We start from the raw sequence: 12,788 nt of genomic DNA, 5'->3' as shown, positions 1-12,788 counted from the left end.
CATCGGTGGTCGCGACGAGGGCGGCGCAGGTTTCCGGGTGCGCAAGGTCCGCCGCCTCCCGCCCGAAGGCGAGAAGAAGCGTGCCGCGCGGGGCGGTGCGGGCAAGCTCGATGCCCAGTTGCCCGGTGGTGCCGAAGACGAGCGCCTTCATGCCGTGCCGAGCCTCTTGCCGACGCCGTCGCGATCCTGGAGCGCACGCCACCAGTCCTCATGATCGAGGAACCATTGCACTGTCTTTTCAAGACCTTGGTCCAGCGTCACCGAGGGCCGCCAGCCCAGCTCCTCGCGGATGCGCGAAGGGTCGATCGCATAGCGTGCGTCGTGGCCGGGGCGGTCGGCGACGAAGGCGATCTGTTCGGCGTATGGTGCGTTGCCGGGGCGCTTCTCGTCGAGGATGGCGCAGATCTTGGTCACGAGCTCGAGGTTCGTTGCCTCGTTCTCGCCGCCGATGTTGTAGCTCCGCCCGACCGCGCCCTTTTGTACGACGAGGAGGAGAGCCTCGGCGTGATCCTCGACATAAAGCCAGTCGCGCACGTTGTCGCCAGTGCCGTAGATCGGGATCGGCGCGCCCGCAAGCGCCTTGAGGATGACCACCGGGATCAGCTTTTCCGGAAAATGGTAAGGCCCGTAGTTGTTCGAGCAATTGGTCAGCACGACCGGCAGTCCGTAGGTTTCGTGCCAGGCGCGCACCAGATGGTCGGAGGCGGCCTTCGACGCCGAATAGGGCGAGCGCGGATCGTAGGGCGTCTCTTCGGTGAACCGGCCGGTCGGACCGAGCGAGCCGAAGACCTCGTCGGTCGAGATGTGGTGGAAGCGGAAGCTGTCGGGCCTGCCTGCGGCGGTCCAGCAGGCGCGTGCGGCCTCCAGCATCGTGTAGGTGCCGGTGATGTTCGTCTCGATGAAGGCGGCCGGACCGTCGATCGAGCGGTCCACATGGCTTTCGGCGGCAAGGTGCATGATCGCGTCGGGCCGGTGGCGCGCAAGGATCACGTCCACCGCCGCCCGGTCGCAGATGTCGGCGCGCTCGAAGGCGTAGAGCGGACTCTCTGCCACCTCCGTGACATTCGACAGGCTTCCGGCATAGGTCAGCTTGTCGAGATTGACGACGGCATGGCCGGCGCGCACCGCCGCGCGCACCACCGCCGAGCCGATGAAACCGGCGCCGCCTGTGACCAGTAGCTTCATGGTCAGGCCTCGTAGTGGAAGGGTGTGGCGAAATTGCGGAACAGCGGGGCGGAGCGGTCCTTCTCGGACAGGATCGCCCCGACCGGGTCGATTCCCCAATCGATGCCGAGGTCTGGGTCGTCGAAGCGCACCGCGCCGTCGCAGGCGGGATCGTAGTAGTCCGAGCACTTGTAAAGCAGCTCGCTCTCCGGCTCGCGGGTGACGAAACCGTGGAGAAATCCCTCGGGGATCAGAAGCTGCCGGCCGTTCTCGGCCGAGAGCTCCGCCCCGGTCCATTTCCCGAAGGTCGGCGAGCCCTTGCGGATGTCGACCGCCACGTCGAACACCCGCCCCCGCCCGCAGCGGACGAGCTTGGCCTGGGCATGGGGCGGTGCCTGGAAATGGAGGCCACGCACGGTGCCGCTGTCGCGCGACCAGGAGTGGTTGTCCTGAACGAACTCCGTTGTGATTCCGTGGCCGGCGAGCGTCCGGCGGTTCCAGACCTCGGAAAACCATCCGCGCGCATCGCCGAAACGTCGGGGCGCCAGGATCAGGACGCCGGGCAGGGGGGTCTGTTCGATCTGCATGGTCCGCGCACCTTTTCTGCGGCGGCGAACATAGCCCGCCCGATGACCGGGCGAAAGGTTACATTCAGATAACGCGCCATGTCGGAAAAGGTCCGGAAATGACCCATTGCGCCGGTCCGGAGCGGGTGCGATTGTTGCCTGGCCGTCGTCAGTCCGGGGCTGCGGGCACCCTGGCGCCGATGCGGGAAACTGCGCCGCGCGGAACGCCGCGAATCCGTGCCAAGCGCCTGCAGGACTGCTACAAGCGGAAGGTCACGGCCCGGCATCGCGGGCGGGACGAACCGAATTGGATGAGGCCGGGCGGGATTTCCGGCGGGTGTATTGGACGGGGAATGCCTCATGCCGGAATCGTGCCGGCCCTTGCTGAAATCCGCTGCCACCGGGACACTCCGAACCGCGCCCCGAGCCGAAAACCCTCGCCCGCCGCCGGGCAGTGCCATAATCTTGTCAGACGGCTGTGGGAGCACGGCCGCAGGCGCGCCCGGCCGGCCCGGTGCGCACGTATTCGGGAAGGTAGGCGGTCGATGAGCGTCATGTCGCGGCGGATTCTGGTGACGGGCGGGGCAGGGTTTCTCGGCTCCCACCTCTGCGAGCGGCTGATCGCGGCGGGCCACGACGTCCTCTGCATCGACAACTACTTCACCGGGCGCCGGGCCAACGTCGCGCATCTGATCGGCCATCCGCGCTTCGAGATCATGCGCCACGACGTGACCTTCCCGCTCTATGTCGAGGTGGACGAGATCTACAACCTCGCCTGCCCGGCCTCGCCGATCCATTACCAGCACGATCCGGTGCAGACGACGAAGACCTCGGTCCACGGCGCGATCAACATGCTCGGCCTCGCCAAGCGGCTGCGCGCCAAGATCCTTCAGGCGTCCACGTCGGAGGTCTATGGCGACCCGACGGTGCACCCGCAGACCGAGAGCTACTGGGGCAACGTGAACCCGATCGGCTTCCGGTCCTGCTATGACGAAGGCAAGCGCTGCGCCGAGACCCTGTTTTTCGACTACCACCGCCAGCACCGGCTCCGGATCAAGGTGGCGCGCATCTTCAACACCTACGGGCCACGGATGCATCCACAGGACGGCCGCGTGGTGTCGAACTTCATCATGCAGGCGCTTTCCGGCAACCCGATCACCATCTATGGCGACGGTAGCCAGACTCGGTCGTTCTGCTTCGTCGACGACCTGATCGAGGGTTTGATCCGCCTGATGGAGACGGGCGACGAGATCACCGGGCCGATGAACATCGGCAATCCGGTGGAAATGTCGATCCGCGAACTGGCGGAGGCGGTGATCGAGCTCACCGGCTCCCGGTCGGAGCTGGTGTATAAACCCCTGCCGCAAGACGATCCGGCGCAGCGGCAGCCGGACATCGCATTTGCGCGCCGCGCGCTCGAATGGGAGCCGAAAGTGAGGCTGAAGGACGGACTGAAGCGTACGGTCGCCTATTTCGCGGCGCTCCGCGAGGATCTTGAAGCGACGGGAGGGGTGGGCAATGGCTGACTATCACACGACGGGCGCCGGAGGCGGAACGGGTCGCGCGGTTCTCTGGATCGCGGCTGCGGTCATTGCCTGCCTCAGCGTCTTCCTCATCAACGGCCGGCCGCTCTTCTACTTCGACACGGTGGGTTACATTTCGCAGGGCCACACCGGACTGCGCCAGCTTGGCATCAAGGGCGAATCCCCCCTGTCCGCGCGGATGGAGAAGATCCGGGCGCAGAAGGCCGCCGACGCGATCACCGAGGGCGTGCCCGATACGACCGAGATCGAGGCGGAGAACACCGTCGATGGCTCGCGTTCGACCGTCTATGCCCTGACCAGCGCGCTGCTGGCGCGCTTTCATGCGCTTGAAGGTCTCATGCTGCTCAACATCGCGGCGGTCCTGATCGCCGTCTGGCTGCCGATGCGTGTGGCGGCGCGGCGATGGGGTTTGCCCGTGCCGGTGAGCGAGGCCGTCGCGCTACCGGTGATCGTGGCCTGTCTTGGGTCGCTACCCTTCTTCGTCGCCTATCTCATGCCCGACACCTTCGCGCCGGTCCTGATTCTGGTCTTCGGGACACTGACCGTGTTCGGACGCGGGATGCGGCCGTGGGAGGTGATCCTCGCCATCCTCGTCGGCTGCTTTGCCATCGTCTCGCATCTTTCCCATCTCGCGATCGGCCTCGTGATGATTCCCGCGGCCGCGCTGATCTCCCTCATCCTGTCGCGCCAAAGGTGGTGGCTTCCCGTCGCCTACGTCGCAATGATCGTGGGTGCGGGATTCACCGAACAGAGCCTGCTCCGGACGGCGGCCAAGGCGGTTTCGAATTCGGAGGTGGTGATCAAGCCCTACATCACCGCGCGGATGATCGAGGACGGACCAGGGCTGACGTACCTCGACAAGTATTGCCCCGACGCGCATATCCCGACCTGCAAGCTGCACGAGGCTCTGCAATGGTCGGACGATCCCTACCGGATCACCGCGAGCCACATCACGTTCGAGACCTCGCCCCGCCTTGGCTCGTTCCGGCTGATGACCCCTGAGGATCAGAAGGCGGTCGCAGACGATCAGGTTCCATTCTTCTTCGCGGTGCTGAAAGACCAGCCCTTCGGCGTCTTCCGCGCGCTCATGCGCAACGTCTTCGTGCAGGCAGGCTGGGTCTCGGTGGAAATGACGATCCCGACCGACAACATCGTGGAACAGAACGCCGATGTGACGGGGCTGGCCTTGTCGACCTTCGATCACGGCCGGATCACCCGCGACACCGGCTGGCTCGGGCTGGTTACGCTGTGGCACCAGGTCTTCTACGCCGCCTCGCTCGCCGTGGTGATCGCGCTCGTTCTTTTGCCGCGACGGGTGCCGGGTGAGATCAAGGCGCTGGCCATCATGGTGCTTCTCGGCATCCTTGCCAACGCGCTCGTCTGCGGGGGCATCTCGCAGCCGGCGACCCGCTACGGGGCACGCGTGATCTGGCTCCTGCCGCTTGTCGCCACGATCCTCGTCGTCTTCGCACGCCGGTCGAGGCAGTTCGACGTGCCTTCGGAGGCGCGTGCATGACGCCGCCGCTGGCGATATCGGTGGTCATGCCGGCCTTCCGGGCGGAGGCGCTCCTGCCGCGCGTGCTCGAGCCGCTGATGGCGATGCAGGCGCGGGGCGACGTGTGCGAGGTGCTCGTTGTCGACGACCGATCGCCCGACGCCACGGCCGAGGTCGCGCGGCAGCTTGGCGCGCGGGTCCTGACGACGCCGGAGAACGGCGGGCCGGGACTGGCGCGCAACCTTGCGGCGGAGCACGCCGCCGGTGACATCCTTTGGTTCGTGGATAGCGACGTGATCGCGTGGGAGGACGGGGCGGTCAAGCTCCAGCGTGCTTTCGCCGACCCGACGGTGGCGGCCGTCTTCGGCTCCTACGACGACGCTCCGGACGGGGCACCCTGGTTCTCGCGCTACAAGAACCTCATGCACCGGTTCTATCACCAGAAGGCAAACCGCAATGCGCAGACTTTCTGGGCCGGCTGCGGCGCCGTCCGCAAGGATGTGTTCCTCGCCATCGGCGGTTTCGACACGGACACCTACCGCGTCCCGTCCATCGAGGACATCGAGCTTGGCTACCGCATCCGCCGCGCCGGAGGGCGGATCGTTCTCGACCCGACGCTCCATGGCAAGCACCTCAAGGTCTGGACGCCGACGAACGCCATCCACACCGACATCTTCCGCCGTGCGCTGCCGTGGTCTCGGCTGATGATCGCGCGCGAGGGCGTGGCAAACGATCTCAACACCAGCCACGGCGAGAAGCTGAAGGCGGCGGTGGCGGGGCTCTTGATCCTCTCGGTTCTCGCGCTGCCCTTCGCTTTGGCCCTTTGGCCCGTCGTGACGGGGCTGGCCGGTCTCGCGCTGGTGCTCAACTGGGATTTCGCCCGTTTCCTCTACCGGAACGGCGGGGCCGCCTTCGCGGTGCGTGCACTCGCCTACCACCAGTTCTACTACGTCTATTCGGCGGCCGCCTTCGTCTGGTGCCTGTTCGAATACCATGTGCTCGGTATCAGGAACCGGCTGCATGTGCCCTGAGGCGCGCGGCCATGAACGGAAAACGGTGAAGGGAATGAAGGACATGAAGGATCGGACCGCAGAGGCGGGGGCCATGGCGAGCCTCGCGTCGGAGGTCGAGGGCATGTCGCTCAGCGTCGTGATTCCCGCCTACAACGAGGAAGGCGCGGTGCGCCACACGATCGAGGACGTGCGCGCCCATCTGGACCCGCTCGGGCTTCCGTACGAGATCATCGTCATCGACGACGGGTCCGAGGACCGGACGCTCGAGATTGCCCGAGAGACCGGCGTCGTCGTGGATTCGAACCAGGTCAACACCGGCTACGGGGCGAGCCTGAAACGGGGCATCAAGCACGCCCAATACGAATATGTCGCGATTCTCGACGCGGACGGAACCTACCCTGCGCGCTACCTGCCGCCGATGCTCGCCATGTGCCGCAACCAGGACATGGTGGTAGGCGACCGGGGGGCGGCGATGAAGAACGTGCCGATGATCCGCCGCCCGGCGAAGTTCATCTTGAACCACTTCGCCTCGTTCCTGGCCGAGCGGAAGCTGAACGACCTCAACTCTGGCCTGCGAATCTTCCGCAAATCGGAGCTGGTGCCCTTCGTGCCGCTCCTGCCGCAGAAATTCTCCTTCACCACGACGATCACGCTCTGCATGGCCTGCAACGGCAAGCGGATGATCTACACCCCGATCGAATACGGCAAGCGCGTGGGCAAGTCGAAGATCCGCCCCGTCGACTTTCTCAACTTCATCATCCTCGTCCTCAGGATGACCGTCCTCTTCAACCCGCTCCGCGTGTTCATCCCGCTTGGCCTCGCGCTGATGGCGCTCGGGGTCACGAAGTTCGTCTATGACATCTTCATGGACAACCTTTCGGAGACCACGATCTTCGCCTTCCTCTCGGCGCTCATCATCTGGTCGCTCGGCCTCATTGCCGACATGATCTCGCGCCTGCATCTGAGGCCCTGACGTGGCGATCCCTGGCAAGGCGCTGAAGAAATGGGCGATCCGGGCGGCCGGTTCGGCGAGCGCGCTTGCGCTCATCTTCTGGTTCCTGCCGAAGGAGGCGATCCTTCAGGGCTTCACCCGGCTGAGCTGGCCGCTCTTCCTCTCCGTCCTGGCGGCGTTCCTGCTTTGCCACGTCGCCACGGCGACGAAATGGTGGCTCCTGATGGACCGCGCGATCCCGTTCGTCACGGCGCTGCGCGCCCATTTCGCCGGGCTCGCGGCGAACCTGTGCCTGCCCGGCGCGGCGGGGGGCGACGCGGTGCGTGCGGGGCTTGCCCATGTCTCGCTCCGCGACGGACCGAAGGTGGCGGCGGCGGCGGTGGGTGACCGGATGATCGACCTCGTCGGCCTTGCCTGCCTGACGCTCTCGGGCCTTGTCCTTCTCGGTGGGCGGGGCGGCAGCCGCGGGCTCGCCTTCGGCCTCAGCGGCCTCGTCTTCGGGCTCGCCATCGCCGGCCTCTTCCTCTTTCCCGCCGTCGCGCGGATGGTCTGGGGCCGCTGGCCCGGTCTGCCCGCCCGGGGACTCGCGCTCCGGGTGGCCGACGCCTTCGCGGCCCTCGGCAAGAAGCCCGGGCTCATCCTCTTCACGCTCGTCCTCTCGGCGGCGATCCAGTCGGTGCTCATCTGGCTGTCCGTGAAGCTGGCGGAGCCGGTGGGCGTCCATGTGCCCCTCGCCGCCTGGTTCTTCGCCTGGCCGATGGCCAAGATCATCGCCACCCTGCCCATATCGCTCGGCGGGCTCGGGGTGCGCGAGAGCTCGCTCGCGGCGTTCCTCTTGCCCTTCGGGGCCAGCGCGCCCGAGGTCGTGGCGTCCGGCCTCGCCTGGCAGGGCATCCTCTACCTCGCGGGCGCCATCGGCGCGGCGGTACTCGTCGCCTCGGGCGGCGGATTCCGGCCCGCCCCGCCGCCGCTGCCGCGGCCGATGACGGAGATTTCGGAATGACGGCAAAGGCCGCTGCGGGCCAACGCCCGCTTGTGACGGTTCTGGGTGCGGGGCCGGCCGGGATCGCGGCCGCCTATGCCCTGTCGAAGGGCAAGGCCGAGGTCGAGGTGCTGGAGCGCGCGCCGGTCGCGGGCGGCAATTCGACCTCGTTCCAGATCGACGGGATATGGTGCGACTATGGCTCGCACAGGTTCCACCCGGTCGCCGATCCCGGAGTGCTGGCCGATGTCAAGGCGCTCCTTGGCCCCGACCTCCTCCTCCAGCCCCGCCACGGGCGCATAAGGCTCGGCGGGCGCTGGATCCACTTTCCTCTGAAGCTTCAGGACGCGCTCCTGAAACTGCCCCCGGCCTTTGCGGCCTCGCTCCTCGGCGACATGGCGCTGAAGAAGTTCCGCAAGAAATCCGCCGGGCCGCGCAGCTTCTCCTCCGTCCTCTATGACGGGCTCGGGCCGACGATCTCGGAAAACTTCTACTTTCCCTACGTGAGGAAGCTCTGGGGGCTCGATCCCGACAAGCTTGCCGTGACGCTGGCGGAGCGGCGCGTCTCGGGCTCCTCGGTGGGCAAGATCCTCGGCAAGATGGTCCGCATGGTGCCCGGTCTCCGTGGCGCGACGACGGGGAGGTTCTTCTATCCGAAGCATGGCTTCGGGCAGATTTCCGGGGCGATGATGGCGGCGGCGGAAACGCAGGGGGCGGCGTTCCGCTTCCGGACGGACATCGTCCGGATCGAGCGCGAGGGCAACCGGGTGACCGCTGTCGTCACGAAGGACGGCGACCGCGAAAGTCGCCTTTCGGCCGATCAGGTCTATTCCACCATCCCGCTCACGACCGTCGTTCGGCTGATGGATCCGCCTCCGCCGCCCGAGGTGATCGCAGCGGCGAAGGCCATCCGCTTCCGGGGGATGATCCTCGTCTACCTCATCCTCGGGACCGATCGCTTCACCGAGTACGATGCGCACTACTTCCCGGAGCTTTCGATTCCGATCAGCCGCATGTCGGAGCCAAAGAACTACAACTCTGCCGCAGGGCCGAAGGACCGGACGGTCCTTTGCGCCGAGCTTCCCTGCGACCCCGGCGAGAAGTGGTGGGACATGTCGGACGCCGAACTGGGGCGTTACTACCGCGAGTGGCTTGGCCAATTGGGCCTGCCCGTCACGGTGCCGGTGATCCGGACCGAGACGCGGCGGATCGCGCATGCCTATCCGGTCTACGACATCGACTACCAGCGCCATTTCGAGACGGTGGACAACTGGCTGTCCTCGCTCGACGGGTTTCTCAGCTTCGGTCGGCAGGGGCTTTTCGCCCATGACAACACCCACCACGCCTTCGCCATGGCCTATGCCGCCGCCGAGGTGCTGACCCCGGAGGGCGGCATCGACCGCGCGAAATGGGCCGCGCACCGGCATGAGTTCGAAAGCCACCGGGTCGAGGACTGACGTGGCGGGACCGGTCGTCGATATCCTGATGTACCACTCCATCTCGAACCGGGGGGGAGCGACCTCCATCGCGCCGGCTGTGTTTGCCGACCAGATGGCCGCGATCGCCGAGGCGGGCGTTCCGGTCATCTCGCTCGACGCCCTTGTCGCGAGCCGGTCCGGGCGAGGTGACCTTGCGCCACGGTCGGTGATCCTCACCTTCGACGACGGATTCCAGGATTTCGCCGATGCTGCCTGGCCGGTCATGTCGAAGCACGGCTTCCGCCCCATCGTCTACCTTCCGACGGCCTTCATCGGCAGGGCGGAGGGCTGGCACGGCATCGCCGAGCCGCCGCGGGCGCTGATGGGCTGGGGCACGATCCGGGCGCTCGCGCGGGACGGCGTCGACTTCGGCAGCCATACCGTCCACCACCCGAACCTCACTGCCATGACGGGTGACGAGGCGGAGGCGGAGCTTCGTCGCTCCCGGACCGAGATCGAGGAGCGCATCGGCACCGAGGTCCGGCATTTCGCGCCGCCTTACGGGCTTTCGGACGAAGGGATGCGCATACGGATCTCGGCGCACTACCGGACCTCGGTCGGCACGAGGCTCGGCGAGGTTCGTTCGCAGGACGACCTTTTCGATCTGCCTCGGCTGGAGATGTTCTACTTCACCGACCCCGCGCGCTGGCGTGCTCACCTGCGCGGGCGGGGCGCGTCATACCTGGCGCTCAGACGCACCCTGCGCGCGGTCAAGGCGAAAGTCGCAAGCCCCTGGCAGGGGCTGGGTCAGGGCGGGGCGTGACGATGAACCACGTCGGAGGCGCCGCGTGACGCCACTCTGTATCGTCATGTTCACGACGTTCTATCCGCCCTACTCCTTCGGCGGCGATGCGATCGGCGTGCAGCGGATGGCGCGCGCGCTGGCGGCGCGCGGGCATGATGTGACCGTCGTCCACGACGAGGACAGCTACCTGATCCTTGGCGGCAAGGTTCAGGCCGAAGGACCGCCCGACGGCGTGCGGCGGATCGGGCTCAGGGCCCGGCACGGTCTCCTGTCGAACCTGCTTACCCAGCAGCTCGGGCGCCCGGTCATCCATGCCGCCCGCATCCGTGCGATCATTGCCGAGCGCAGGCCCGACATCCTGTGGTACAACAACACCTCGCTCATCGGCGGGCCCGGCCTTCTGCCGATCGGAGAGGCGCTGAAGATCTACGAGGCGCATGAGCACTGGCTGGTCTGTCCCACCCACGTCCTCTGGCGCTACGGGCGGGAGCTTTGCGACGAGCGCCATTGCCTGAAGTGCCAGATCGCCTACAGGCGCCCTCCGCAACTCTGGCGTCATGCCGGGGTTCTCGACCGCGCGCTCGACCATATGGACCTCGTCATCGCGAAGAGCGAGTTCAGCCGCGCGAAGCATCGCGACTTCGGCTTGCGGCACGAGATGGAAGTGCTGCCCTACTTCCTGCCCGACCTGCCGAAACTCGCCGAACCTTTCCGCGGTCATCCCCGCCCGTACTTCCTGTTCGTCGGTCGCCTGGAGAAGATCAAGGGCCTGCAGGACGTCTTCCCGGCGATGGATCGCTACCCCGATGCCGATCTCCTGATCCTGGGCGATGGCGACTATGCCGGAGCGCTCAGACAGCTTGCGGCGGGGCGGAAGAACATCCAGTTCCTCGGCCGCAAGGCGCCCGAGGAGCTCGACGCCTACTATCGCGGGGCCGAGGCGCTGATCGTTCCGTCCGTCTGCTACGAGACCTTCGGGATTATCCTGATCGAGAGCTTCCGCCTCGGCACCCCCGTCATTGCCCGACGGCTCGGCCCGTTCCCCGAGATCGTGGAACGCGCGGGCGCGGGCGCACTCTTTGAAACAGAGTGCGACCTGATCGCGGCGATGCAGATGGTGCAGGCCGACCCTGCGCGCCGTGCGGCCTTGTCGAAAGCTGCGCGGACCGCGTTCGAGATGCACTGGCGCGAGGATCGGGTGATGGCGGCCTACGGTGCGGCCTTCGCCCGGGCGGCGCATCGGCGGGGCGACCGGACGCTTGCCGCCCGTCTCGAAGCGGGTGCGTTCGAAGGGCGCTGAGCGGGTTCCCTCCGCTCAGCCCGCCACGGAAGCGATGCGATGTGCGTTGGCCATCACCGGAAAGGTGATCGTGGTCGCCGGAATCGCCGGCAGGATGCTTGCGTCGACCACATGGAGCCGCGATAGCCCGGATGGTCGTCCGAGAGGATCGGATTGCGCGCCCGAAGGATCGGAGGCCATCGGCAGGCTCGCCCCGACATGGAAGCTCGATCCCGGCGCGCCTCCGCGGGTGGCAAAGGTCAATGGCACGAGGCCGGCGTGACGCATCGCCCGTCCGGTCCGGCTGGCGGCGGCCTTGACCACGCGACCCGTGTCGGGGTTCTCCTCGAGCCTCGGCCGCAGACGCCCGTCCGGGGCAAGCGTGAGGGCGATCCGGTGCGAGTGATCCGAATGCAGGAAGATCTGCGCCACCATCAGCCGGCGGGCAAGCGCGGTGAAGAGCGGGGCCGAGCCGGGCAGTTTCCTGGCGTAGTTCTGGATCAGGTCGCGGGAATAGAACTCGTTCCAGGAATAGACCTGGGCATGGACGAGGAAGGGGGAAACGTCGGGCGCGTCAAGTTCGAGGAAAACTTGCGGAAGGGTATGGAAGCGACCGCGATCTGGGCGCATCGCGTTGCGCCAGCGGTGCAGCATGGGCAGGAAGGCGTGCTGGCTGTCGCGAAGCGTAAGCTCGGCTGCACCGGGGGCGGAGGCGAGGAGGATGCGCGCCGTCTCGAGAACGCCGGCCCCGAGGAAGACGCGCGGGGTCGCGAGCACCTCGCCGCCCTCAAGGTGCAGCGTCACGCCGGTAGCGTTTTCCTCGAACCGGGTGACGATGGCACCGGGGCGGTAGCGGAAGGCGGGATTCTTGCGCAGACGCGCGATCTGGTCCCGCGCGGACCAGATCAGCCCGTATGGACAGCCGTGCAGGCAGAGGCCGCAGAGGCGGCAGCCTGCATGCACAGCCTGACGCGCGGCCCCGACGGTGAGTCCCCGGGCCGCGAGCCGGTCGCGGGCGGCGGCAAGGCGCGCAAGGAGCGCCTGCACCTGCACGGGATAGGGAAGGGGGGTGCGGCCCGCCATCGGCAGGGCAGGGAAGAGCGCCGCCAGATCGTCCTTGCGCCCGGCGACCGGCAGGAACTCGGCGACGGCGCGGTAATGCGGCGCGAAGTCGGCCTCGGTGACCGGCCAGCCTGCCATGTCGGCCTGCCGGTAGGGCAGGACCGCCGCGCCCCAGAGATTGGAGAGCCCGCCCGCCGCCCGTGAGGCGCGAAGGCCCATCCAGCCGGGCAACTCGGCGAAGGTCGCATACCCCGCCTCCATCGCGAAGTCGGAGCCGTAGCGGCGGATCTGACCGGCAGGCCCCTCGAACTGCGGCGCCATCCAGCCGGGCCTGACCTCTGGCCCCCAGCCTTCAGGATCGGTCGCGGCAAGCGCGACGCGGCGGGTTTCGGCCGCGGATTCCAGTTCCTTGCCGCCGTCGAGCATCAGGACTGCCCGCCCGCGCGCCAGAAGCGCCGTCGCGGCGGCGGCGCCCGCCGGGCCGGAACCCACGACGACATCCGCTGCC

11 protein-coding genes are annotated in these 12,788 nt (G+C 67.3%); 8 read left to right on the top strand and 3 right to left on the bottom strand.

Translation table 11 applies throughout. The annotated features are described in order from the left end of the window. Positions 1–147: 147 nt before the first annotated feature. Entirely contained in the window at positions 148–1,185 is a 1,038-nt protein-coding gene (rfbB, locus tag ACMUOO_RS06285) for a dTDP-glucose 4,6-dehydratase (RefSeq protein ID WP_301918444.1), read from the bottom strand. A 2-nt stretch (positions 1,186–1,187) separates the two neighbouring features. Continuing rightward, on the bottom strand, positions 1,188–1,751 hold the full coding sequence (gene rfbC, locus ACMUOO_RS06280; RefSeq protein ID WP_301918445.1) for a dTDP-4-dehydrorhamnose 3,5-epimerase: 564 nt from the start codon (positions 1,749–1,751) through the stop codon (positions 1,188–1,190). Positions 1,752–2,275: 524 nt separating this feature from the next. Here rfbC and ACMUOO_RS06275 point away from each other — a divergent pair. Genes ACMUOO_RS06275 through ACMUOO_RS06240 form a run of 8 tightly spaced genes read left to right on the top strand, consistent with a single transcriptional unit; the run spans position 2,276 to position 11,239 of the window. Next, a complete protein-coding gene (locus ACMUOO_RS06275) occupies positions 2,276–3,256 on the top strand; it encodes a UDP-glucuronic acid decarboxylase family protein (RefSeq protein WP_301918446.1) in 981 nt (326 codons plus the stop codon). Next, positions 3,249–4,790, top strand: a complete 1,542-nt coding sequence (locus ACMUOO_RS06270; protein WP_301918447.1) for a hypothetical protein — start codon at positions 3,249–3,251, stop codon at positions 4,788–4,790. Before ACMUOO_RS06275 ends, ACMUOO_RS06270 begins: the two co-directional genes overlap by 8 nt. Next, a complete protein-coding gene (locus tag ACMUOO_RS06265) occupies positions 4,787–5,800 on the top strand; it encodes a glycosyltransferase (RefSeq protein WP_301918448.1) in 1,014 nt (337 codons plus the stop codon). Before ACMUOO_RS06270 ends, ACMUOO_RS06265 begins: the two co-directional genes overlap by 4 nt. A gap of 43 nt (positions 5,801–5,843) precedes the next feature. Beyond that, positions 5,844–6,755 (top strand): glycosyltransferase family 2 protein, encoded by a 912-nt coding sequence (locus tag ACMUOO_RS06260; RefSeq protein ID WP_301918449.1) that lies wholly within the window; start codon positions 5,844–5,846, stop codon positions 6,753–6,755. Between the two features lies 1 nt (position 6,756). After that, on the top strand, positions 6,757–7,737 hold the full coding sequence (locus tag ACMUOO_RS06255; RefSeq protein WP_301918450.1) for a lysylphosphatidylglycerol synthase transmembrane domain-containing protein: 981 nt from the start codon (positions 6,757–6,759) through the stop codon (positions 7,735–7,737). Continuing rightward, a complete protein-coding gene (locus ACMUOO_RS06250) occupies positions 7,734–9,173 on the top strand; it encodes a protoporphyrinogen/coproporphyrinogen oxidase (protein ID WP_301918451.1) in 1,440 nt (479 codons plus the stop codon). The genes ACMUOO_RS06255 and ACMUOO_RS06250 overlap by 4 nt, the downstream gene beginning before the upstream one ends. A gap of 1 nt (position 9,174) precedes the next feature. Beyond that, positions 9,175–9,957 carry a polysaccharide deacetylase family protein gene (locus ACMUOO_RS06245; RefSeq protein WP_413854944.1) on the top strand — a complete coding sequence of 261 codons (783 nt, stop codon included), beginning with the start codon at positions 9,175–9,177 and terminating at the stop codon, positions 9,955–9,957. Between the two features lie 25 nt (positions 9,958–9,982). Beyond that, positions 9,983–11,239 carry a glycosyltransferase family 4 protein gene (locus ACMUOO_RS06240; protein ID WP_301918453.1) on the top strand — a complete coding sequence of 419 codons (1,257 nt, stop codon included), beginning with the start codon at positions 9,983–9,985 and terminating at the stop codon, positions 11,237–11,239. 15 nt (positions 11,240–11,254) lie between these two features. Here ACMUOO_RS06240 and ACMUOO_RS06235 read toward each other — a convergent pair whose 3' ends face one another. Continuing rightward, positions 11,255–12,772, bottom strand: coding sequence for a GMC oxidoreductase (locus tag ACMUOO_RS06235; protein ID WP_413854943.1), 1,518 nt, complete (start codon positions 12,770–12,772; stop codon positions 11,255–11,257). Between the last annotated feature and the right edge of the window lie 16 nt (positions 12,773–12,788).

This window comes from Albidovulum sp., assembly GCF_041919395.1.
Taxonomy (GTDB): Bacteria; Pseudomonadota; Alphaproteobacteria; order Rhodobacterales; family Rhodobacteraceae; genus Albidovulum.
Note: the sequence above shows the minus strand (reverse complement) of the source record. Positions and strands in the feature narration are given on the sequence as shown.

Bases quoted from the DNA above. Each gene is read 5' to 3' on its own strand.
- ACMUOO_RS06250 (WP_301918451.1), top strand. From the start codon at position 7,734: ATGACGGCAAAGGCCGCTGCGGGCCAACGCCCGCTTGTGACGGTTCTG.
- rfbC (WP_301918445.1), bottom strand. From the start codon at position 1,751: ATGCAGATCGAACAGACCCCCCTGCCCGGCGTCCTGATCCTGGCGCCC.
- rfbB (WP_301918444.1), bottom strand. From the start codon at position 1,185: ATGAAGCTACTGGTCACAGGCGGCGCCGGTTTCATCGGCTCGGCGGTG.
- ACMUOO_RS06270 (WP_301918447.1), top strand. From the start codon at position 3,249: ATGGCTGACTATCACACGACGGGCGCCGGAGGCGGAACGGGTCGCGCG.
- ACMUOO_RS06260 (WP_301918449.1), top strand. From the start codon at position 5,844: ATGAAGGATCGGACCGCAGAGGCGGGGGCCATGGCGAGCCTCGCGTCG.
- ACMUOO_RS06275 (WP_301918446.1), top strand. From the start codon at position 2,276: ATGAGCGTCATGTCGCGGCGGATTCTGGTGACGGGCGGGGCAGGGTTT.
- ACMUOO_RS06265 (WP_301918448.1), top strand. From the start codon at position 4,787: ATGACGCCGCCGCTGGCGATATCGGTGGTCATGCCGGCCTTCCGGGCG.